The sequence below is a fragment of the Acinetobacter sp. MYb10 genome (genome assembly GCF_002980175.2).
GTDB lineage: Bacteria > Pseudomonadota > Gammaproteobacteria > Pseudomonadales > Moraxellaceae > Acinetobacter > Acinetobacter guillouiae.
In genome coordinates this window covers 1874222-1893879 of sequence record NZ_CP058272.1, presented here as the reverse complement: position 1 = coordinate 1893879, position 19658 = coordinate 1874222, and the positions used below count along the sequence as shown (strand labels likewise).

Below are 19658 nucleotides of genomic sequence, written 5' to 3'. Positions count from 1 at the left end.
CTCAAGCCCTTTGCTTCAATAGCTTAGGGCTTTTTTATTGCCAAAAATAGGGGGTTACATGCAAGAGCATGAAAAAGTGGCACTTCAATTAATTCTAATGGGAGTAGTAATTGCGATGGCAAAAGTACTCGTAAGCACTGAAAAACTAACATGGCGAGTTGTTCTTGGTCGAGCTATCTTGAATGGCTTCACAACACTTGGCGCAGGTGGCGCACTCATTTGGATATCTGACTTAAACATGCTTGCCATTCTAGGCTTAGGAGCATTTTTAGGGACGCTAGGTAGTCAATTTGTTGAATCACAAGCAGAAAAGTTCGTTAAAGATAAGGTGAAATCAAATGAAGACAAGTAATCCGGGAGTGAACTTAATCAAAGGCTTTGAAGGTAAACGCTTGGAAGCATATGACGATGGTGTAGGCATTTGGACCATTGGATTTGGCACAATCAAATACCCGAATGGTGTGCGTGTAAAAAAAGGTGATACATGCACTGAATCTCAAGCAGAAGAATATCTTCGTAATGACCTAGTTGTATTTGAAAATGCTATCAATCGCTTGGTGACGGTTCCGCTCAACCAAAACCAATTCGATGCTTTAGCCTCATTTACCTACAACCTTGGCGAAGGCAATCTTAGTAAATCAACTCTGCTTAAAAAGCTCAATGCCAAAGATTATAAAGGTGCTGCTGCTGAATTTCCAAAGTGGAACAAAGCTGGTGGTCGTGTTTTGGCTGGATTGGTGAAGCGTCGAAAAGCTGAAATGGAGTTATTTCTAAAATGACCTACCTCTATTTAGCTGTAAAAGCATGGCGAGAAATCTTAATCGGATTTCTCGCTTTTTTATTGCTTATTTGTCTTGCATTGTTGAACCACAAAACAGGCCAGATCGAGAAATACAAACAGACTGAAATTATTCTGCAAGCTGAAAATGCAAAGGCCAAAGCAGACTCAGCAATCAAAGAAAAACTATGGTCTAAACAACAGTTAAAAGCGGAGCAAAACTATAATGCCAAAATTAAACAAATTGAGTCTGATAGTCGTCTTGCTAGTGCCAATGCTGACAGCTTGTCAAAGCAACTCAAAGTTAAAAGTAGTCGCTTGACCTGTGCTTCCAAAGAAACCATCAGATGGACACGCAGTTGATGCGGAAAGATTAAGGGAGGCGTGGCCCTCGCAGTGAGGGCTAATTCGCATAACGACCAATATATTATATTGAGATATCTTCATGATATATTCTTCTTTTAGCCATAGTCTTATTAGTTTGTTTTATTGATCGGACATTTGATATGACTTATGCTCAATTTTTAAATGGTCAAGTTCTGGCTTTCCTAGCTCAAGGAATTTAAAAAGTATTATTGAGGTGTGTCGATGATTGTTTGCAAAATGTTAGAGAGAAAATGGCTTTATAGAAAATTTTTGCTCACCATAGATGATAATTCTTATTGTGTAGAATATCATGGACGAGGAGCAGGATACGAATATGTTACACTTGATGGAAATGCAATAGCTGGTGGAACAAGTCAGCCTTGGTTTATTCCATCTTTCTCTTTTGACATTCAACAACATAGAATCGTGTTAAATGTTCGAGTTTGGGCATGGCTTACTATTAAGAGCTTAAAGATTACCGTGGATGGAATAGAGGTTTTTCCCATCTAATGTTAGTTCAATAATTTAGAAAGTCTAAAATTAACATAATAATAAATTTTAGGTAAATTTTCATATCTGAATGACAACTTGCCCTAAACTCCTTAAACTGGAATCAGGACAGGGAAAAGAAATAACCCTATGGATCATTGATACTGTCGCAAAATACAATGAGTGTAGCGCTTTGAATGATGCGAAGAATCATATAATTAAATGAATAAAATAAAATATTTAACCTTATAAACTTCTAACTATTAAATCAACACGACACAAGTTGTCACGCTGTGAAACAAAATTGTTCCACGTTATATTGTATTTGTTCGGTTTATAGGATTTAATAAGAGCCATAAGAGTCGATCATGAAGATTTTTCGGCTCTTTTCTTCACGTTTTAAATTGAATCCGAGTATTGAAATGAAAACTTTCACCAAGCATCGACAATGTTAAGTGTCTTTATGTTCCTAAATTTAATAGGTGAAAGAGAGTTAAATAAAATTTGTGAGGTTAATTATGAATAATAAAATATTTAGTTCAATGGATGTAGCTAACTACATAGTAGAATATGTTAATTCAACTCTGAGAAAAAGCAACCTAACTCCAATTAAGCTTCAAAAAATCCTATATTATGTTTATGTTGATTGCTTAGTTAATTGTAATGTTAGAATTTTTGATGATCAAATTGAGAAGTGGAAGTTTGGACCTGTTGTAAGCAATGTTTACCATGGTTTTAAAATCCATGGAACTTCTCATATAGAATCATCTATAGGAACTTATAAGTTTTCTGACAGTGCTAATGGTGGGTTTAGTTTTGAAATAATTCCATTCGATAGAGCTAGTGTAGAATCAAGCCCTTACATTCAGGTAATTAATTCAACTATTGAAAAATATATTGATAAAGGTCCCTTTGAATTGGTGGAGTTGACTCATAAAGAAGAACCTTGGAAGAAATGTGAGGATCAAATCCTTTCAGGCGCTAAAGGTTTGATCTATTCTGATCAAGAGATTTTGGATTATTTTAAAAATTAAAATTTGTTTTTAAAATTTAGGACTAGTAATGACTGCACAAATAGATATTCTTGATGAATTTCTGAAAAGATTAATTACTAGTCCTGCTCAAGATGCTGCTTTAGTTAATTTGGTTAACTTATTTGAAAGAGTTATTGCAGATAAGAACTGCTTGCCAAATATAGATATTCCATATGATGATATAACTAGTTTTATTTATGATTTCAGTGATGAAATCAACTTGATTGATCTAGATTTAATGTTGGAAGAATTAGAAAACAGATTTCTGATTCGATATCCTTTAAATATTAGAACTGGAAAAAAGCACTCAAAACACTTATGCATATCAAAATTTAGAACACACATTTTTTTAGCAGCAACTCAAAAAATTTATGTTGCCAAAGTTGCTCAAGAGCTTGCTATTAATGCTGATAAAGTTGCAAAACAAGCAGGTAAGACCGCAAAAGAAGCTAAAGACCAAGCTGAAAAAGCTAAAAAAACTTATGATGATATGATGGTAAACTACATTACTATTCTAGGTATTTTTGCCTCTATTATTATTACGATATTTGGTGGTATGCAGATTATTAGTGCTACCACTGGGTTATTACAAGCAAATATAAATTTAGCAACACTGATTTTGGTTCTTTCTTTTTTATCTGCCTTAATTATTTTAATTCTATCTACACTATTTAACTTTATTTCAAATTTGAAGGAATCTCAAAGAAGCAATAAATTTATATATATTGCTTTGGGATTTTCAATAGTCGCCATGATATCATCTGCCGCGTATATGTATAAAATTAAACAAAATGATGTTCCAAAAATTAATAGCAAGGTGTTAATTAAGGATAAAGATAAGTAATAAAAAGCTTGTCAAAGTCTAATCACCTACAGTCAACAACCCATCCCAACTAAAGTAATTCTGCGTCAATTTCCCTCGACTCATGCTCCATTTTCTGTCTTTAAGTAAGCATGGTCCAATTGCCAGCTTTTTACTAAATTTTTCATTTACTTGTTCTAGCGCACACTGAAGATTGTCATTCCTCTGAATAACTTCATGATCAGCAAGTAGATCAGGCACATATCTCGACTTAGATTCAATGCAAGTCAGAATCACACCGCACTTCTTAAAATCTACACCTTCTTTATAAACCTTATCTATTTGTTTAAGGATGTGTTTAATGATCACCGCTGCTGAATCCGTTGGCTCAGGAAATGAAACACTCACAGATGCTTTATAAAATGGCTTCTTGGTATCAAATGGGTTTGAGTGTGCAAAGGCGATTACGCACCCAGTTAGATCCTTGGCTTCCTGAGAACGTGCAACAGCGCAGCCATCATTATTACTGAGTACAATGACTGGTCTATTGTTTAACTTTGGCTGAAACAAGCGCTCACAGGACACATAACAATTATTAATGTCGATGAGCGCGATAATCCTTTCCTTCATAAACTTGATATCGTTACACAATCAAATTCATGATAATTTTCTAGTAATTTAAATTCAAATTTATAAACTGTGGATAAACAATGGTGCGTCAGAATAAGACGTTTTGTTTTTCGTCATCACGTGGAAAGCAATAAATTCATGATTGTTATTTAGACAATATCTTTCAATAATCTTACTTGCAGTTGCTAAATTGTTTTATGAGCATGCATCTGATGCAAAATTAGATGAAAAATGATTCTCAAAGTGAATAATGAATAAATGGTAATTACTGATAAATTTCCCTGTAAAACTTAGATAACCCATCTGGGAGTTCCTCAACAATTCCTTTCAAAAGCTTAATAAATTTTTCTTTCTTAACTTCTGGCTCAACATATCTGTATGAATCAAAGTAGTCGATTACAGGGTTGAACTTCCCAATTACACTGTGTATATCATCTAATGACTCTAAATTATGCTTTATAAATTGAATATGATTTCTATGCATACCCTTATCTAATATGAGCTTATAGTTGATCAAGAGAGTACACAAATCATCAGTATTATCTAATAAATTATTCATTAATTTTTGATATTCCATAGAAAATAAGTCTCCATTATTTAGACTTGAGCTCGCCGGGCTTTTTGTATTCATAAAAAGTAGAATTGAATCAGCACTCTTTTTGAAAAGTCTGATACTTTTCTTTATTTCCTTTTGCTCATCCTCAACCTTATTTAAAAATATTGGTTTTCTCCAATCAGTATACAAATGAAGCGCTACGGCAGCAGCAACAAGTGTCGCAAAAGCTGAAAGATAATCGCTATTCACATCAAACCACTTTTTCATAAGAATCGAAGTTGAAAGACAAATCAAAAACAAACTAATTACTATGAAAAACTTAAGATAATGATCTTTTATTAACTTTAGAATATTACTCACTTAATACCACCTTTAATCTCATCACAATAATCAGACCATCTTTGCATCATCTGCCGACGTTTTTCTAAATGCTTTGTACGGTTGTATGCTCGACCATGCATGTCGCGTACCTGATGGCCTAACTGCATCTCAATAATCTCAACAGGGAATTGAAGTACTTCTTCAAGCATTGTACGTGCAGAAGCGCGGAACCCATGTCCTGAAACCTTTTCTTTTTGATAACCCAATCTTCTCAGCGCTTGAGTGATCGTATTTTCAGACATTGGTCTTGAGTTAGATGTGACAGCTGGAAATACATAATCACTTTGATTACTGGTGACCGGGTGAATCTTTTGAAGTAGATCTATAACTTGATCTGATAAAGGAACGATAAGCTCAACACCGGTCTTACTTTTTGTTTTTGGTGGAGTATAGGACCAAATTTTCTCATCAAAATCTATATCACTCCATTTTGCATGGCGAAGCTCTCCTGGTCGAACAAAAACCAATGGGGCAATCTTTAATGCAGTTTTTGTGATGATAGTACCTTCATAGTGATCTATATCATCCAGCAGCAAGGCAAATTCGCTTGGATTGGTAATGGCTGCCATGTGTTCGGCAACAGGTGTTGTAAGCGCACCACGAAGATCCTGAGTAACATCACGTTCACACAATCCAGTTGCAACGCCATATCTTAAAACTTGGCCACACTTAACTTTTACTTTTTTGGCAGTTTCATATTTTTCTTGTCTTTCATAGATTCGGCAAATATTTAAAACATCGACAGGTGTAACCTTGTTAATTGGTTTCTTGCCGATACCCTCAAAGATCACACCAAATAAACTTTCAGACTTCTTATAAGTTGAATCTGCAAATTTTTGTTTAGCTAACCATTCTTTGGCCACAAACTCGAAAGTATTTTTTAAAGAGTCACCATGTTCTAGGGCAATACGTTTCTTTTCCTCATGTGGATCTAAATTCTGAGCCAAAAGACTGCGAGCTTCATCTCGACGTGCGCGTGCATCCGCTAGCGATACTTCTGGGTAAATACCAAAGCTGATTGTATTTCGTTTTTTGGAGTAAGGGCGGTAGTAATCAAATCGCCAAAACTTATTGTTGTTTTTATCAATAAGCAGATACAAGCCACCACCATCTGAAAGTTTTATGTTCTTATCTTCAGATTTTGCCTTTTTAATCTTTGTATCGTTTAGCGGTACAACGGTTCTAGCCATTTTAGCGGTACCATTTATAGCGGTATTTAAGTGGTACCGTTATAAGTACCGTTAAAAACGCTGGATTAATATAAACTATCTTAGACTATTAAATTATAAAAGCTCAGTATTTTCAATACTTCTGAATGGCTTAATATACTATGTTATATCTTCTTATAATCTATATTGGTGCGCCCTGCGGGACTTGAACCCACGTCTGTCGCTTAGGAGGCAACTGCTCTATCCAGTTAAGCTAAGGGCACAATAAGTAAATAATTTACCGTATATGCATATGAAAAAAAAGCTATTATCGAAATAATAGCTTTGGGTTAGATTTATTTTTCTTCAGTCTTTATTTCATTTGGATTTAAAATATCAAACAGGACTAACATCAGGGTAATCCATACAGGAATCATCAACACGGATTCTTTAAATCCTTGATCCCACATGATATATAAAACGATACCAATAAAAATAATTACAACGAAATTACTAACAGGTGCCCAAAGTGCAGGGTACTTGCTGGTTTGATTGGTCAAACGTAGAGCACGCTTAAACTTTAAATGGGTGAGTGTAATCATTAACCAGTTTAAAACTAAAGCGCCAACCACCACATACATCAAATGACTTAAAGCATCTTCTGGTAAATAATAATTTAAAGGTACACAACCTAAAATTAAAAATGCAGAAAGTAATACAGATGGAATTGGTACACCATGCTTATTGGTTTTGGTAAAAATTTTAGGTGCATTGCCTTGTTTTGCTAAACCATAAAGCATACGGCTATTGGCATACATCCCACTGTTATAAACAGATAATGCCGCAGTTAAGATAATAAAGTTAACCAGATGAGCTGCCCAGGCAATCCCAATCATACTAAAGACCATCACGAATGGACTTTTATCTAAACCACCAAAATTCAACTGGTTCCAAGGCACCAAAGACAACAGAATAATCATCGAACCTACGTAAAAAATAAGGATACGTGGTACAACTTGATTAATAGCTTTAGGAATGGTTTTTTCTGGGTCTTTGGCTTCAGCCGCAGCCATACCAACTAATTCAATACCGCCAAAACCAAACATAAGGAAAGCCAGCATATAAAATAAGCCATCAAATCCATTTGGAAAAAAGCCACCATGAGACCATAAGTTTGAAAAAGCAATCCCTGAACTTACATCTGCGGTCAGAACCAAATAAATACCAAATACAATCATTGCAACAATAGCAGTGACTTTAATGATGGATAACCAAAATTCGGATTCACCGTAAAATTTCACATTTCCTAAGTTGACCAGTGTAATCACAACGAAGAAAAACAGTACAGACACCCAGTTTGGAATTTCAGGCCACCAATAATTGATGTATTTGCCGACCGCAGTTAATTCTGTCATTGCAACTAGGATGTACAACATCCAATAGTTCCAACCAGTTAAAAAACCAGGAAATTTACCCCAATATTTATTGGCAAAATGGCTAAAAGAACCAGCTACGGGTTCATGTACTATCATTTCCCCAAGCTGACGCATAATTAAAAAAACGATCAAACCACCAATGGCATAACCCAAAATAATGGATGGCCCAGCTTTTTCGATCACATGTGCTGAACCTAAGAATAATCCTGTACCAATTGCACCGCCCATGGCAATCAATTGGATATGACGATTCTTAAGCCCACGCTGTAATTGTGTAGACTCGTTGCTCAATGTGTACAACTCTATTTATGCGAATTTAATTATTGTAATAGATTGGTTACTTTTAGCCTAGTATGCGATAGATGTATGGAAAGGAACTGTGAAGTCAAAAAATAATATATTTATTTTTTTTATTCATTTTCAATGAAATAAGATTAATTTTAAATTTTCAAAGCAAACTGAATCTGTTTAATATTTAAGCTTTATGACAAGATTTATTTAATACTTAAGTCAATCCGTCAGTATTTTACTCAAAAAAAGGGTAGTATAAAACTGAATGAAGATTCATTATTTTAGACAACAAAGAGAATTGAAAGGAATACGATAAAATGAGCGCTGCACCACAAATCAAAATCCCAGCAACCTATATGCGTGGTGGTACCAGTAAAGGTGTCTTCTTTAAACTTGATGATTTGCCTGAACGTGCACAAATAGCGGGGCAATCACGTGATCAGTTATTACTCCGTGTGATTGGTAGTCCAGATCCGTATGGAAAACAGATTGATGGGATGGGCGGGGCGACTTCAAGTACCAGTAAAACAGTTATTTTAGCCAAGAGTTCACAACCAAATCATGATGTTGACTATCTGTTTGGGCAAGTGTCTATCGATAAAGCATTTGTAGATTGGAGCGGCAACTGCGGTAATTTAACAGCTGCTGTCGGTTCATTTGCAATCAGTAATGGTTTGGTTGCAGCTGATCGGATTCCAGAAAATGGTATTTGTACAGTTCGTATTTGGCAAGCCAATATTCATAAAACAATTATTGCCCATGTGCCTATTACTCAGGGACAAGTTCAAGAAACTGGTGATTTTGAATTGGATGGTGTCACTTTTCCAGCAGCAGAAGTTCAAATTGAATTTTTAGATCCTGCCGATGACGGGGAAGATGGTGGAGCAATGTTCCCAACAGGAAATGTTGTAGACAGCTTAGAGGTTCCTGAAATTGGTACATTTCAAGCAACTTTGATCAATGCTGGTATTCCTACAATTTTCTTAAATGCCGAAGAGATTGGATACAACGGAACTGAATTACAAGACGATATCAACAGTGATATAGCTGCATTAGCGCGTTTTGAAAAAATCCGTGCTTATGGTGCGGTAAAAATGGGTTTAATCCAAGACATTAGTGAAGCGGTTAATCGTCAACATACTCCGAAAGTGGCATTTGTATCGCAACCTAAAAGCTATACCGCGTCTAGTGGTAAACAGGTGGGTGAAACCGATACAGATTTATTGGTGCGCGCGTTATCGATGGGTAAATTACATCATGCCATGATGGGAACAGCTGCGGTCGCGATTGGTACAGCGGCAGCAATTCCAAATACCTTGGTGAATTTGGCTGCTGGAGGTGGTGAACGTGAGGCGGTACGCTTTGGTCATCCATCTGGAACACTTCGCGTGGGTGCACAAGCTTTAAATGAAAAAGGACAATGGGTTGTTAAGAAAGCCATCATGAGTCGTAGTGCGCGTGTATTGATGGAGGGCTGGGTTAGAGTGCCAGCAGATAGTTTTTAATCTTTTTGATGTGCTTTCAAATAGCATTTGAGAGATTTGATCGTTGAAATTTTAATAACCTTGCATTCGCAAGGTTTATTTTTTGTGATTTATATCAATAAAAGTACTAATTTTGTATTGTGTATGGCAAAATAGTTACAGTATTTTATCATACTTACTTTATGTGATAGCAATTCTGATGATTTGCTGTTGTAAAAAATTAATACATTAAATGCTGATTTCAATAGATTAAAAATTTATTGGCTTCGAGGTGGCGTATGGAACAAGAGTCTAAAAAACTACGAGATAGCCTTGAAGACATCAAAGTTTTTGAATATTTAAAAGATATTGACAAATTACATCTGGTTTCTTTTATTTCACAAATTCCTTTACCCATCGCTTTATTTGATCAGGAAGCACGGTTTTTAGGGGTAAATCAAAAATTTGCTGATATTTATGAAAGTGACGCGCTTTACTTGTTTGATAAGTTACTCAATACATTTTCGACCGTTGTTTATGCTCATTTCACTGAAGCAATGCGTTATTTCTCAAAAAATAAAAATTATTTTGAGCAAGAATTTTATGTCAAAGGAAAATTTTATCTTTCATATTTTAAAGCAATACGTAACCAATATGATGAGATTGAAACAGTTGTAGTTGTTTGCTCAGATATAACGCGTTTGAAGCGCCGTGAAAATGTACTTTTGCAAAATAATAAAAAATTGCACGACCATCTCTATTTAGATTTTGTCACAGGTTTACAGAACGCTTTTGCTTTTGAGCATTATTTAAATAAAATCTGGCAAAACAGTTGTGACTCGCATTTGTCATTTCTTAAAATTGATTTAGATAACTTTAAGCGATTTAATCAACTCAATAGCTATACTGCAGGTGATGAGGTCTTAATACAACTCGGTTCTGTATTAAATGAAGCGATTGCGCAAACTGAAGAAGCTGAAATTTTTCGTTTAAATTCAGCAAGTTTTGTTATTGTGATTGAACATCTTACTGAGTGGGCAGTGGTGACACTTGCAGAACGGCTTAAATTTGCAGTCACCAATGAAAAGATATTGTTTGGTAGTAATAATGAATATCTTACTGCTTCTATCGGAATCTATCATTTAGATCCACACAATCAGCCAACTGAGGTGGATGTCTTACAAAAATTAGAGTTTGCAGTACGTTCTGCCAAAGAAAAAGGCCGAAACTCACTGTTTTTATTAAAAAATGAAATATAGATGCCTTGCACTTATTCAAATGATTGGATTGGAATTAAAGGATGAGAATTATAGTGACTCATAGTAGAATGTTCTGACTCACCCAATTTACCAATGTATCTAAAACTACTGATTTTAGTTTTAGCGATTCGTACAAACCGAGGCAGATGTGACTTCTATTCCCAATGTTAATGCAGAAATTTTAAAACGAGCGCAAGTGCAAATTCAGCAAGATTTACAAGCTGCTTTAGATGCTTTTTCATTGCCAGAACCATTAAAATCTGCAGTGCATCATACGGTGATGTTAGGTGGAAAACGAGTTAGACCGGCTTTAAGTTATGCAACTGCACATTTACAACAAAATAATCCGAATTTTGCAGCTGTGCGTAGAGCTGCGGTTGCGATTGAGTTTATTCATTGCTATTCATTGGCACATGATGACTTGCCATGTATGGACAATGACTTGTTACGTCGCGGACAGCCAACTTGTCATGTGGCTTTTGGTGAAGATACAGCGCTATTAGCTGGTGATATTTTGCAATCGATGGCATTTGAGGTATTAGGAAGCCGTCTATTTGATCAAGGTCAAGCTGTTGAACAGGGCATTATTCTTAAACAAATGCAAATCTTAGCCACAGCAAGTTCAAAAATGGTATGTGGTCAGGTTTTGGATTTACAGGCTGAAGGCAAACATGTTGATCAAGCACAGTTAGAAAATATCCATCGCAATAAAACAGGGGCTTTAATCCAAGCTGCAATTATGCTGTCTGCTGTGACAATTTTTTCAGGTACAGATCAAGCCATTCCACAATTGCGTCAATATGGTCAAGCGATTGGTTTAGCATTTCAAGTACAAGATGATATTTTAGATGTGGTGTCTGATACTGAATCTTTGGGCAAAACTGCAGGCAAAGATCAACAAGTAGATAAGTCGACCTATCCTGCCTTAATGGGCTTAGAAAATGCCAAAATTTATGCGCAACAATTACATGACCAAGCATTTAAAGCTTTAGCGTATTTTGGCGAGGATGCACAGGAATTGAATCAAATTTCGCAATTTTTGTTGGCAAGAAAAAGCTAATTTAATTGAGATCAAATATTTTTTCCATGATGGATGTCACTGAGTCAATTTCTGCCTTAGGGATATAAATTTCAACATCACTGGAATTATTCCATCTGAACGAATTAACCAACAGCTTTAGGGTTAATCGTCCGTTCTCAAATGAATATTCGATGTCTCTGGTTTCAAATCCATATATTTGATCAGTATACTCAATGTAAATACTGCTTGGACACGCTAGTTCATCCCGACATAGGGTTATATATCTCGGGCCATCCTCGAACCAAAACGTAATAGAGCAAAGCCCATCATCTTCAAAGTCTTCATCTATCTGTATTTTATGTAATTTCATTTTAATATCGATCTTTAAATCTCGAATGCAGATGCAAAGAGAGGATTTTAAGTAACGCGAAATTTAACTATAGATAACGAAAAAATATGGATCAATTGTTCAACCTTAAAACTTAAGCGACATTTTTCACGTTAAAAAATAGGCAACCCATCGGCTGCCTATTTTTTAACGATTTTTACCGCGCTAAATTAGTTTCTACCCATCACACCACGAATAGTATTCATAATATCTGCTGGGAGTACAACAGTTTTGGCATTATTCGATTTGGCCATGTCTTGCATTGCTTTGACATATTGCTCACCGAGTAAGTAGGCAACAGGGATTTCTTTATCACCTACAGCAGAGGTCACCATTTCAATGGCACGCTGTGAAGATTCAGCCAATACAACCTGAGCTTCCGCATCACGGCGAGAGGCTTCTAAACGTCCATCTGCTTCTAAAATCGCCGCTTGTTTTTCACCATCTGCCTTGGTCACTGTTGCACGACGTTGACGTTCTGCAGCAGCTTGGGCTTCCATCGCTGATTGCATCGTGTGCGATGGTTGAATATCTTGAATTTCCACAGTTTTTAGTGTGATCCCCCAGTCTGAGATATCATCAGAGATCGCTGCTTTTAATTTTGCTTTGATATGATCACGTGATGACAATGCATCATCTAGATCCATTTCACCAACGATTGAACGGAGTGAAGTTTGCACCAAGTTTTGAATTGCCCAAGTGTAGTTTTCAATACCATACACGGCTTTTTCTGGTGTGGTTAAATTGATATAAGCCACAGCATTCATCACTAATACCGCGTTATCACGGGTGATGACTTCTTGTGATGGGATATCTAGAACAATATCTTTGGTGGTGACTTTGTAAGCCACTTCATCCACATACGGAATGACGAAGTTTAAACCCGGACTAAGTGTGGTGTGATATTTACCTAAGCGTTGTACGATCCATTTATAACCCTGAGGAACAATACGCACGCCTTTGAAAATGGTCACAGCGACAAATAGAAATAAGACTAAAACAACAATAGAACCAAAACCCATTTAATTTTCCTCTTTATTCTTCATTATTAAGATGATGAATGTAGTTTTACCACTAAATCATTACCTAAAATATCAGTTACTCGTACACGGTCACCTACTTGTACAGGCGATAAAGTACGGCAATTCCATTCATCAGAACCCAAAACAGGCATTGGAAAACGAACACGAATTTGATCATGGCTAAGCCCAGTTTGAATGACCATACCCGTTTGACCAATGGTTGCTTCACGAGAAAGCCCAGCTTTGGTTTTATCTACAGATAGAGGTTTAATGAATTTAAACCAAGCCACAGTGCAAATGATGGATAAGATAATCCAGCATACGACTTGCAGGGTGAAACTCATACTTGGGAATAACCACAACAAAATACTGACCACAACTGCAGCAATACCAAACCATAAAGCAGCAAACGCTGGTAATACAAGTTCGGATAGGATCAGCAATATGCCAAGTACAAACCAATGCCACGGTTCAAAAATAAAGTTCATACATCTACTCTAGTGATTATCATTGATATAGATGACGGATCATCTATATCAATGTAGCAGATCATTTTAGTGCTGCATATAAAAACGTGATTATTCTTGTTTTCAATGATGTTTGATTATCTGAATGCTATTGCGATATTAGAATTTTGCCCGAGGCGCAGGTTTTAAAGCAGCAGGTGATTTTTTAAAGTTAGTGATTGCAGTTTGAATGGCGATGATTTTGCCTTGGGCTGCTTTTTCACCTTCTAAAATTGCTTGGTTACTGGACTTAAGATCAAGCGTACCTAAGTGTCCAACTTTAGGTTGAATCACGATATTAGCCTGAGCCAACTCATTGTTAATACTTTGTTGCCCCATGATGTTAATGGTTTGGTCCAATAAGCCCCACATATTCATAGGTTGGCTACCACTTGGACGTGCAGAAATATCGACCGCAATCACAATATCTGCACCCATATCACGTGCAGTCTGAACCGGAATTGGGCTAACTAAACCGCCATCAACATATTTTGTATTACCAATGGTTGCCGGCACAAAAACATTGGGGATACTACAAGAAGCGCGAACTGCTTGCCCTGCATTACCTTTAATAAATTCTGCTTTTTTACCATTGTCTAAACGTGTGGCAACTGCTGCAAAACGGATTGGAAATTGCTCAATCGGTTTATTCGCAACATTGCGATTGACATAATCTTGTAGTTTTTGACCAAGAACAATACCTTGGCTATTTAAAGTCAAATCACGCAAATCAGATTCTTTCAATTGCTGTGCGATCTGCTGCATTTGATAAGGTGTTTTACCACTGGCATAGATACTGCCGACAAAACTTCCTGCACTGGTTCCAGTCACAATTTTAGGTTTGATCCCATGAGATTCTAAAACCTTGAGCACACCAATATGAGCGAAACCTTTTGCACCACCGCCACCTAAAGCAATGGCAATAACAGGCTCACGTGCTTTAATCGCAGTGGTCTGAGTTGGAATTTTGGTTGTTTTGTCACAGCCAACAAGGGCTAGACCCAATAAGCCTATAAAACCAAGTTGTTTAAAACGCATGGGGTATTACTTTTGATCAAAATATATGTTGCACATCTGAACAGATTGTCTCTATTTTTTCTAGCCATTTTTCAATAGTTTTTGTAAAGGAATCGATAATAATTTAGGTCGTTTAGGTGAAAAGTTACCTTTAAAACGCGATAAAATTTCTGCTAAATCTTGCTCATAATCTCCTGTGGGTTGCAATGTACCTAAACAGTGAATTCGCTTTTTCTCGTAATCGAGTGAAAAAATTGCAATCGGTATATTGGCGCCCATTGCAATGTGATAAAAACCACTTTTAATTTTTTCAGCTTTTTTTCGTGTACCTTCAGGTGCAATGGCAATCCAAATTTTATCTTGTTGTTGTATAACTTTAACAATCTGTTGGGTGAGTCCATGCGGTGAATCACGCTGTACGGGAATGACACCAATCCACTCAAAAAGTGCTTTGAGAGGTGGCTTAAACAGGCTATCTTTTCCAAAAATTGTGACTTTAACACCAATACCTAACATGGCGAGGAAAGCATATAGACCATCATAATTCGAGGTGTGTGGTGCAATAAATACCACGGCTTTAGGTAAGTTGGGAAATTCACCCTCAAATCCCCAGCCTTGAACTAAGTAAAGGTTTTTAAAGATATTACGGCTGGTGCTGGTACCACGTTGGGGTACTTGATCTGGTATGATCGGAAAGTTTTGTGACATTGTATTTTTATATGACTGCTCTTGTATTGATTTTAGTTTTTTGCTTAATAGTGACTATCTGCAAAATGTAAATATTACAAAATTTGTAGATTAAAGCAATACACACAAGATCAAGTTAGGCCCATTTATATTGACATCGTTCGAGTTTAGATTGCATGCGACATACTTATTTGTTGTTATTTTCACTGTATTGGGCGCAGGGTTTACCTGTAGGTTTTATGACCCATGCCTTACCAGTGATTTTACGCTCACAAGGCGTGTCTTTGGCGCATATCGGCGGCTTTGGATTACTCATGGCGCCTTGGGCAATTAAAATTTTATGGGCGCCTTTTGTGGACAGTTTTGGACATGGTTCCAAAGGGCATTATCGAAGTTGGATTATTCCAACCCAAGTTTTAACCATTGCTATCCTAACCATTTTATCTTTTTTACCAATTCAATCCCTGAATGAACCGATCTATTTATTATTGTTTTTTATGGCTTTGCTCTGTATGAACAGTATTGGTGCAACCCAAGATATTGCAACGGATGGCTTAGCCGTTAGTATTTTAAAAGGGGATCAGCAACATATTGGGAATATGATTCAAGTCATTGGCTCTCGTTTAGGATTTATTATTGGGGGCGGGGCAATCCTATGGGCAATGGACTGGCTAAGCTGGCAAAGTACGTTTTTGATTTTGGCAGGAATTGTGGCTTTAAATACAATTCCTATTTGGTTTTATCAAGAACCTAAGCACTTAAAAAAGACTGCTTTAGCACATTTACAGGATGACGTTGCACAGCATTTTATTGAAAAATTTAAAACCTATTTAACTTATTTCTTTGTCAATAAAAAACTAAGAGCATGGTTCTTTGTGCTTTGTACCATCAAAATAACGGATGGCTTTACAGGTCCAATTACCAAACCTTTGTTGGTTGATCTACAGTTGAGTCTTTCTCAAATCGGCATTTATATCACTATGTTGGGGGCATTTTCTGCACTATTGGGTGCAGGCTTGGCCAGTTTAATGCTAAAAAAACTAAAGCGTCACCAAGCTTTAATCCTGTTTTCTATTTTGAAATTGATCAGTTTAGCAGGGTTCGTGTGGTTAGCAGCTCAATATGAACAATCGCACTTTGTAGCACCGTGGTTAATTTATTTGATTAATGCTTTAGAAGATCTGTTTGCTGCAATGCTTTTAGTCATAATCTTAACTTTAGTGATGCAATATAGTCGTCAAGAACATGCAGGTACAGATTTCACTTTTCAGGTCTCTATTATGGCAACAGTCAGTGGGTTGTTATATACATTAAGCGGCATGATTGGCGATCAATTGGGATATTTAAATTACTTAAGTTTGATTTTGGTGATAGGCATTTTTTGTCTAATCCCGATTATATATTGGATTAAAAAGATACGTTATTCATAATATTATGAGCTTAAATTTTTATAATATGCAAGGTGAGTATTTAGTATGTAATGCTATGATTAGTCGTTTTTTGATTGAATTAAATAGATTAAATAATTTTTCTTAGGTATCATTAAACTAATAATATATTATAAAATCATAAAATAAATTGCGTGGTTAATAAAATTTAATTTATATATAAATATCTTTGAATTAATGTGATTTTATCTTTATTTTTTAATTAAATATTGATGTGTTTTGCATTGAACGGAAAATAAAAATTACTTTTTCGTCATTTTTAAATGTGTAGAAATCTATTCGTGTATTATCCCATTTATTGGATTTAAAGTAATTTCAGCTCCCAATAATTAACTCAAAAAATTGCTGTGGATCGATTAAGCAGGATTAAAATCTACAAGCTATAAAATAATACTAACTTTTTTATAGTTTTTTATTTGATTTTAAATTTCTCAGATTATGAGAAATATTAAGGTAATTACAAATAGGATCAGTGGCGCAATATGCTTGGGAAAGTGCTTTTTAAGTTCAGTTTAAGCTTCATTTTTTAACTTAACACTATTGAAAAGAGTATTGCCAAAGTAATGTCTAACTTAATACAGCGTATAAAACGACGTGAAGTCTCAATTTCCCTAACTGCTTTTAATTTTATTGTCGCAGTGTGGTTAGGCTTGTGTCTGAATTTTAGTTTTTTAAATAAAGTCCAGTCTCTAACGCCTTATCAGGGGGTTAAAGCACAACTTTTTCTGATCGCGACAGGTTTTGTGCTGGTTGCTTTATATAATCTGTTATTACAAATTTTAGACTGGAAATGGACAGCAAAATTTTTTGCAATTATCTTGGTCTTCATTGGTGGATTTAGTGCTTATTTTGTCAATTCATTGGGCGTGGTGATTTCGCCTGATCAAATTCAAAATATGGTACAAACAGATCCTAGTGAAGTGTCAGACTTACTTTCTTTGCAATTTTTTATTTGGACACTGGGATTTGTTGTTTTACCCATCATCATTATTCTTTGGGTAAGAATTAAACCAGAAAAAATTGGCAAAATACTGTTATTTAAAAGCCTAAATATTGCGGGCTCTTTCGCTGTAATTGCTGCATTATTATTTGTTTTTTATGTGGATTATGCAGCTATATTTCGTGAGCATCGTGATTTAAAAGGCATGATTTCTCCGCAAAATGCAGTGGCTTCAACACTTTCTTATTTTCATAAAAAAGCACCGAAAAAAAATCTACCTTTGATTCGTTATGGTGAAGATGCACATTTAGTCGAGGATGTTGCTTTACAGCATAAACCTAAATTGATGGTTTTGGTGGTCGGTGAAACTGCACGTGCAGAAAGTTTTTCTTTAAATGGTTATGCAAAAAATACCAATCCTGAATTGTCAAAACAGTCTGGTCTAATTAATTTTTCTCAAGTCAGTTCTTGCGGTACAGCAACCGCAGTTTCAGTGCCTTGTATGTTCTCAGGCATGCCGCGTCAAGATTATGATGAGCAACTTGCAAGTCATCGAGAAGGTTTACTGGATATTGCACAACGTGCAGGTTATAAGGTGACGTGGATTGATAATAATTCAGGATGTAAGGGCACTTGTGATCGTGTTGAGAAATTTGTTATCCCTCAAGATTTAGAGAAAAAATGGTGCCAAGGTGGCGAATGTCAAGATGGTATTTTGGTAGACAGCTTAAACCTATATTTAAGCCAATTGCCAAAAGATGACAAGCAAGCACATTTGATTGTATTACATCAAATGGGAAGTCATGGACCTGCTTATTATAAACGTGCACCAAATGAATTTAAAAATTTCAAACCGACTTGTGAAACCAATGCGATACAAGGCTGTTCATCGACTGAATTGATTAATACTTATGATAACTCGATTGTCTATACAGATCATATTCTAAATCAATTGATTGAAACTTTAAAACAGCAAGAAAATTATCGCACAGGTTTTTGGTATTTATCTGACCATGGCGAGTCTACAGGTGAACGTGGTATGTATTTACATGGCGCACCTTATGCGATTGCACCTACTCAACAAACCCATGTACCTATGGTGATGTGGTTTTCAGATGCATGGAAATCTGTAGCAGCAAAACAAATCAATTGTTTAAATCAACAAAAACAGGCAACATTGAGTCAAGATAATTTATTTCCAAGTCTTTTGAGTTTGTTAAATGTCCAAACTCAAGTCATAGATCAAAAAAATAATATGTTGCACCAGTGTGCTGTACAAAGCTGATTGAAAGGATATAAACCATGACCAAAATTTTGATGATAGAAGATGATTTTATGATTGCAGAATCATCTAAAACATTATTGAAATATCAAGGCTTTGATGTGGAATGGGTGAATAATGGTTTAGATGGCCTCAAGCTTATTTCTGAGAAACAATTTGATTTGGTCTTACTTGATTTAGGCTTGCCCATGATGGATGGGATGCAGGTCTTAAAGCAAATCCGTCAACGTTCTAGTTTACCTGTACTGATTATTTCAGCACGTGATCAATTACAGAATCGTGTTGAAGGCTTAAATCAAGGTGCAGATGATTATTTGATTAAGCCTTATGAGTTCGATGAATTGGTGGCTCGTATCCATGCGTTATTACGTCGTACAGGTGATACAGCGAAAGACGTAACTGGAAGTGCTTCAAATCTGCTAAAAAATGGTGAAATTGTTTTAGATGTTGAACAGCATATTGCAACACTAAAAGGTGAAACGGTGGAGCTTTCAAATCGTGAATGGGCGATTCTTATTCCGTTAATGACCCATCCCAATAAAATATTTTCTAAATCTAATTTAGAAGATAAATTGTATGCTTTTGATAGTGAAATCAACAGTAATACAATTGAAGTCTATGTGCATCATATCCGATCGAAATTGGGTAAAGATATTATTCGTACAATTCGTGGGTTAGGTTATCGTTTGGGGCAACCACAAAAAGCGGAATGAT

Annotated in this window: 19 protein-coding genes, 1 tRNA gene and 1 pseudogene; 12 read left to right on the top strand and 9 right to left on the bottom strand. The window is 35.9% G+C overall.

From position 1 onward, the window contains the following. Positions 1–58: 58 nt before the first annotated feature. From CQZ96_RS08845 to CQZ96_RS08820, 6 genes and pseudogenes are all read left to right on the top strand, one after another. Positions 59–352, top strand: coding sequence for a hypothetical protein (locus CQZ96_RS08845; RefSeq protein ID WP_004817412.1), 294 nt, complete (start codon positions 59–61; stop codon positions 350–352). Continuing rightward, the gene (locus tag CQZ96_RS08840; RefSeq protein ID WP_105713141.1) at positions 339–779 is read left to right on the top strand and encodes a lysozyme; all 441 of its coding nucleotides are present in this window, start codon (positions 339–341) and stop codon (positions 777–779) included. Before CQZ96_RS08845 ends, CQZ96_RS08840 begins: the two co-directional genes overlap by 14 nt. Continuing rightward, positions 776–1178 (top strand): annotated as a pseudogene (locus CQZ96_RS08835) (hypothetical protein). The gene CQZ96_RS08840 and the pseudogene CQZ96_RS08835 overlap by 4 nt, the downstream one beginning before the upstream one ends. A 188-nt stretch (positions 1179–1366) precedes the next feature. Continuing rightward, entirely contained in the window at positions 1367–1654 is a 288-nt protein-coding gene (locus CQZ96_RS08830) for a hypothetical protein (protein ID WP_105713140.1), read from the top strand. 497 nt (positions 1655–2151) lie between these two features. Continuing rightward, positions 2152–2667 (top strand): Panacea domain-containing protein, encoded by a 516-nt coding sequence (locus CQZ96_RS08825; protein ID WP_105713139.1) that lies wholly within the window; start codon positions 2152–2154, stop codon positions 2665–2667. Between the two features lie 28 nt (positions 2668–2695). Beyond that, positions 2696–3511, top strand: coding sequence for a hypothetical protein (locus CQZ96_RS08820; protein ID WP_105713138.1), 816 nt, complete (start codon positions 2696–2698; stop codon positions 3509–3511). An 18-nt stretch (positions 3512–3529) separates the two neighbouring features. On the opposite strand, the gene CQZ96_RS21865 is transcribed toward CQZ96_RS08820, so the two are convergent. The 5 genes from CQZ96_RS21865 to CQZ96_RS08795 all read right to left on the bottom strand — a co-directional run bounded on the left by CQZ96_RS21865 (position 3530) and on the right by CQZ96_RS08795 (position 7911). Next, positions 3530–4099, bottom strand: coding sequence for a hypothetical protein (locus tag CQZ96_RS21865; protein ID WP_105713137.1), 570 nt, complete (start codon positions 4097–4099; stop codon positions 3530–3532). A 265-nt stretch (positions 4100–4364) separates the two neighbouring features. After that, complete coding sequence (locus CQZ96_RS08810) at positions 4365–5015, bottom strand: hypothetical protein (protein WP_105713136.1); 651 nt, start codon at positions 5013–5015, stop codon at positions 4365–4367. After that, a complete protein-coding gene (locus CQZ96_RS08805; RefSeq protein ID WP_105713135.1) occupies positions 5012–6226 on the bottom strand; it encodes a tyrosine-type recombinase/integrase in 1215 nt (404 codons plus the stop codon). Before CQZ96_RS08805 ends, CQZ96_RS08810 begins: the two co-directional genes overlap by 4 nt. Positions 6227–6392: 166 nt before the next feature. Then, positions 6393–6468, bottom strand: a tRNA-Arg gene (locus CQZ96_RS08800). A gap of 72 nt (positions 6469–6540) precedes the next feature. Then, complete coding sequence (locus tag CQZ96_RS08795) at positions 6541–7911, bottom strand: amino acid permease (protein ID WP_034616126.1); 1371 nt, start codon at positions 7909–7911, stop codon at positions 6541–6543. Positions 7912–8228: 317 nt separating this feature from the next. Between CQZ96_RS08795 and prpF the strand changes: the two genes are divergently transcribed. From prpF to CQZ96_RS08780, 3 genes are all read left to right on the top strand, one after another. Beyond that, the gene (gene prpF, locus CQZ96_RS08790) at positions 8229–9416 is read left to right on the top strand and encodes a 2-methylaconitate cis-trans isomerase PrpF (protein ID WP_105713134.1); all 1188 of its coding nucleotides are present in this window, start codon (positions 8229–8231) and stop codon (positions 9414–9416) included. 257 nt (positions 9417–9673) lie between these two features. Beyond that, complete coding sequence (locus tag CQZ96_RS08785; protein WP_105713133.1) at positions 9674–10633, top strand: diguanylate cyclase domain-containing protein; 960 nt, start codon at positions 9674–9676, stop codon at positions 10631–10633. Between the two features lie 148 nt (positions 10634–10781). Beyond that, on the top strand, positions 10782–11693 hold the full coding sequence (locus CQZ96_RS08780; RefSeq protein ID WP_105713132.1) for a polyprenyl synthetase family protein: 912 nt from the start codon (positions 10782–10784) through the stop codon (positions 11691–11693). 519 nt (positions 11694–12212) lie between these two features. Here the strand turns inward: CQZ96_RS08780 and CQZ96_RS08775 are convergent. The 4 genes from CQZ96_RS08775 to CQZ96_RS08760 form a co-directional block, all read right to left on the bottom strand. Then, the gene (locus tag CQZ96_RS08775) at positions 12213–13064 is read right to left on the bottom strand and encodes an SPFH domain-containing protein (RefSeq protein ID WP_004722624.1); all 852 of its coding nucleotides are present in this window, start codon (positions 13062–13064) and stop codon (positions 12213–12215) included. Between the two features lie 26 nt (positions 13065–13090). Beyond that, on the bottom strand, positions 13091–13552 hold the full coding sequence (locus CQZ96_RS08770) for an NfeD family protein (RefSeq protein ID WP_004722621.1): 462 nt from the start codon (positions 13550–13552) through the stop codon (positions 13091–13093). A gap of 138 nt (positions 13553–13690) precedes the next feature. Beyond that, complete coding sequence (locus CQZ96_RS08765; RefSeq protein ID WP_105713130.1) at positions 13691–14608, bottom strand: patatin-like phospholipase family protein; 918 nt, start codon at positions 14606–14608, stop codon at positions 13691–13693. Between the two features lie 60 nt (positions 14609–14668). Beyond that, positions 14669–15295, bottom strand: coding sequence for a 1-acyl-sn-glycerol-3-phosphate acyltransferase (locus CQZ96_RS08760; RefSeq protein WP_105713129.1), 627 nt, complete (start codon positions 15293–15295; stop codon positions 14669–14671). Between the two features lie 155 nt (positions 15296–15450). Here CQZ96_RS08760 and CQZ96_RS08755 point away from each other — a divergent pair, with 155 nt between their 5' ends. The 3 genes from CQZ96_RS08755 (at position 15451) to CQZ96_RS08745 (ending at position 19657) form a co-directional block, all read left to right on the top strand. Continuing rightward, a complete protein-coding gene (locus CQZ96_RS08755; RefSeq protein WP_105713128.1) occupies positions 15451–16704 on the top strand; it encodes an MFS transporter in 1254 nt (417 codons plus the stop codon). Between the two features lie 581 nt (positions 16705–17285). Next, positions 17286–18947: a phosphoethanolamine transferase gene (locus CQZ96_RS08750; protein ID WP_105713127.1), complete on the top strand. Its 1662-nt coding sequence runs from the start codon at positions 17286–17288 to the stop codon at positions 18945–18947. A gap of 17 nt (positions 18948–18964) precedes the next feature. After that, entirely contained in the window at positions 18965–19657 is a 693-nt protein-coding gene (locus CQZ96_RS08745) for a DNA-binding response regulator PmrA (RefSeq protein ID WP_004722612.1), read from the top strand. Position 19658 lies beyond the last annotated feature (1 nt).

Excerpts from the sequence above, each read along its gene's own strand:
- CQZ96_RS08845 (WP_004817412.1), top strand. The coding sequence starts at position 59 with ATGCAAGAGCATGAAAAAGTGGCACTTCAATTAATTCTAATGGGAGTA.
- CQZ96_RS08840 (WP_105713141.1), top strand. The coding sequence starts at position 339 with ATGAAGACAAGTAATCCGGGAGTGAACTTAATCAAAGGCTTTGAAGGT.
- CQZ96_RS08830 (WP_105713140.1), top strand. The coding sequence starts at position 1,367 with ATGATTGTTTGCAAAATGTTAGAGAGAAAATGGCTTTATAGAAAATTT.
- CQZ96_RS08825 (WP_105713139.1), top strand. The coding sequence starts at position 2,152 with ATGAATAATAAAATATTTAGTTCAATGGATGTAGCTAACTACATAGTA.
- CQZ96_RS08820 (WP_105713138.1), top strand. The coding sequence starts at position 2,696 with ATGACTGCACAAATAGATATTCTTGATGAATTTCTGAAAAGATTAATT.
- CQZ96_RS21865 (WP_105713137.1), bottom strand. The coding sequence starts at position 4,099 with ATGAAGGAAAGGATTATCGCGCTCATCGACATTAATAATTGTTATGTG.
- CQZ96_RS08805 (WP_105713135.1), bottom strand. The coding sequence starts at position 6,226 with ATGGCTAGAACCGTTGTACCGCTAAACGATACAAAGATTAAAAAGGCA.
- prpF (WP_105713134.1), top strand. The coding sequence starts at position 8,229 with ATGAGCGCTGCACCACAAATCAAAATCCCAGCAACCTATATGCGTGGT.
- CQZ96_RS08785 (WP_105713133.1), top strand. The coding sequence starts at position 9,674 with ATGGAACAAGAGTCTAAAAAACTACGAGATAGCCTTGAAGACATCAAA.
- CQZ96_RS08775 (WP_004722624.1), bottom strand. The coding sequence starts at position 13,064 with ATGGGTTTTGGTTCTATTGTTGTTTTAGTCTTATTTCTATTTGTCGCT.
- CQZ96_RS08770 (WP_004722621.1), bottom strand. The coding sequence starts at position 13,552 with ATGAACTTTATTTTTGAACCGTGGCATTGGTTTGTACTTGGCATATTG.
- CQZ96_RS08765 (WP_105713130.1), bottom strand. The coding sequence starts at position 14,608 with ATGCGTTTTAAACAACTTGGTTTTATAGGCTTATTGGGTCTAGCCCTT.
- CQZ96_RS08760 (WP_105713129.1), bottom strand. The coding sequence starts at position 15,295 with ATGTCACAAAACTTTCCGATCATACCAGATCAAGTACCCCAACGTGGT.
- CQZ96_RS08755 (WP_105713128.1), top strand. The coding sequence starts at position 15,451 with ATGCGACATACTTATTTGTTGTTATTTTCACTGTATTGGGCGCAGGGT.
- CQZ96_RS08750 (WP_105713127.1), top strand. The coding sequence starts at position 17,286 with ATGTCTAACTTAATACAGCGTATAAAACGACGTGAAGTCTCAATTTCC.
- CQZ96_RS08745 (WP_004722612.1), top strand. The coding sequence starts at position 18,965 with ATGACCAAAATTTTGATGATAGAAGATGATTTTATGATTGCAGAATCA.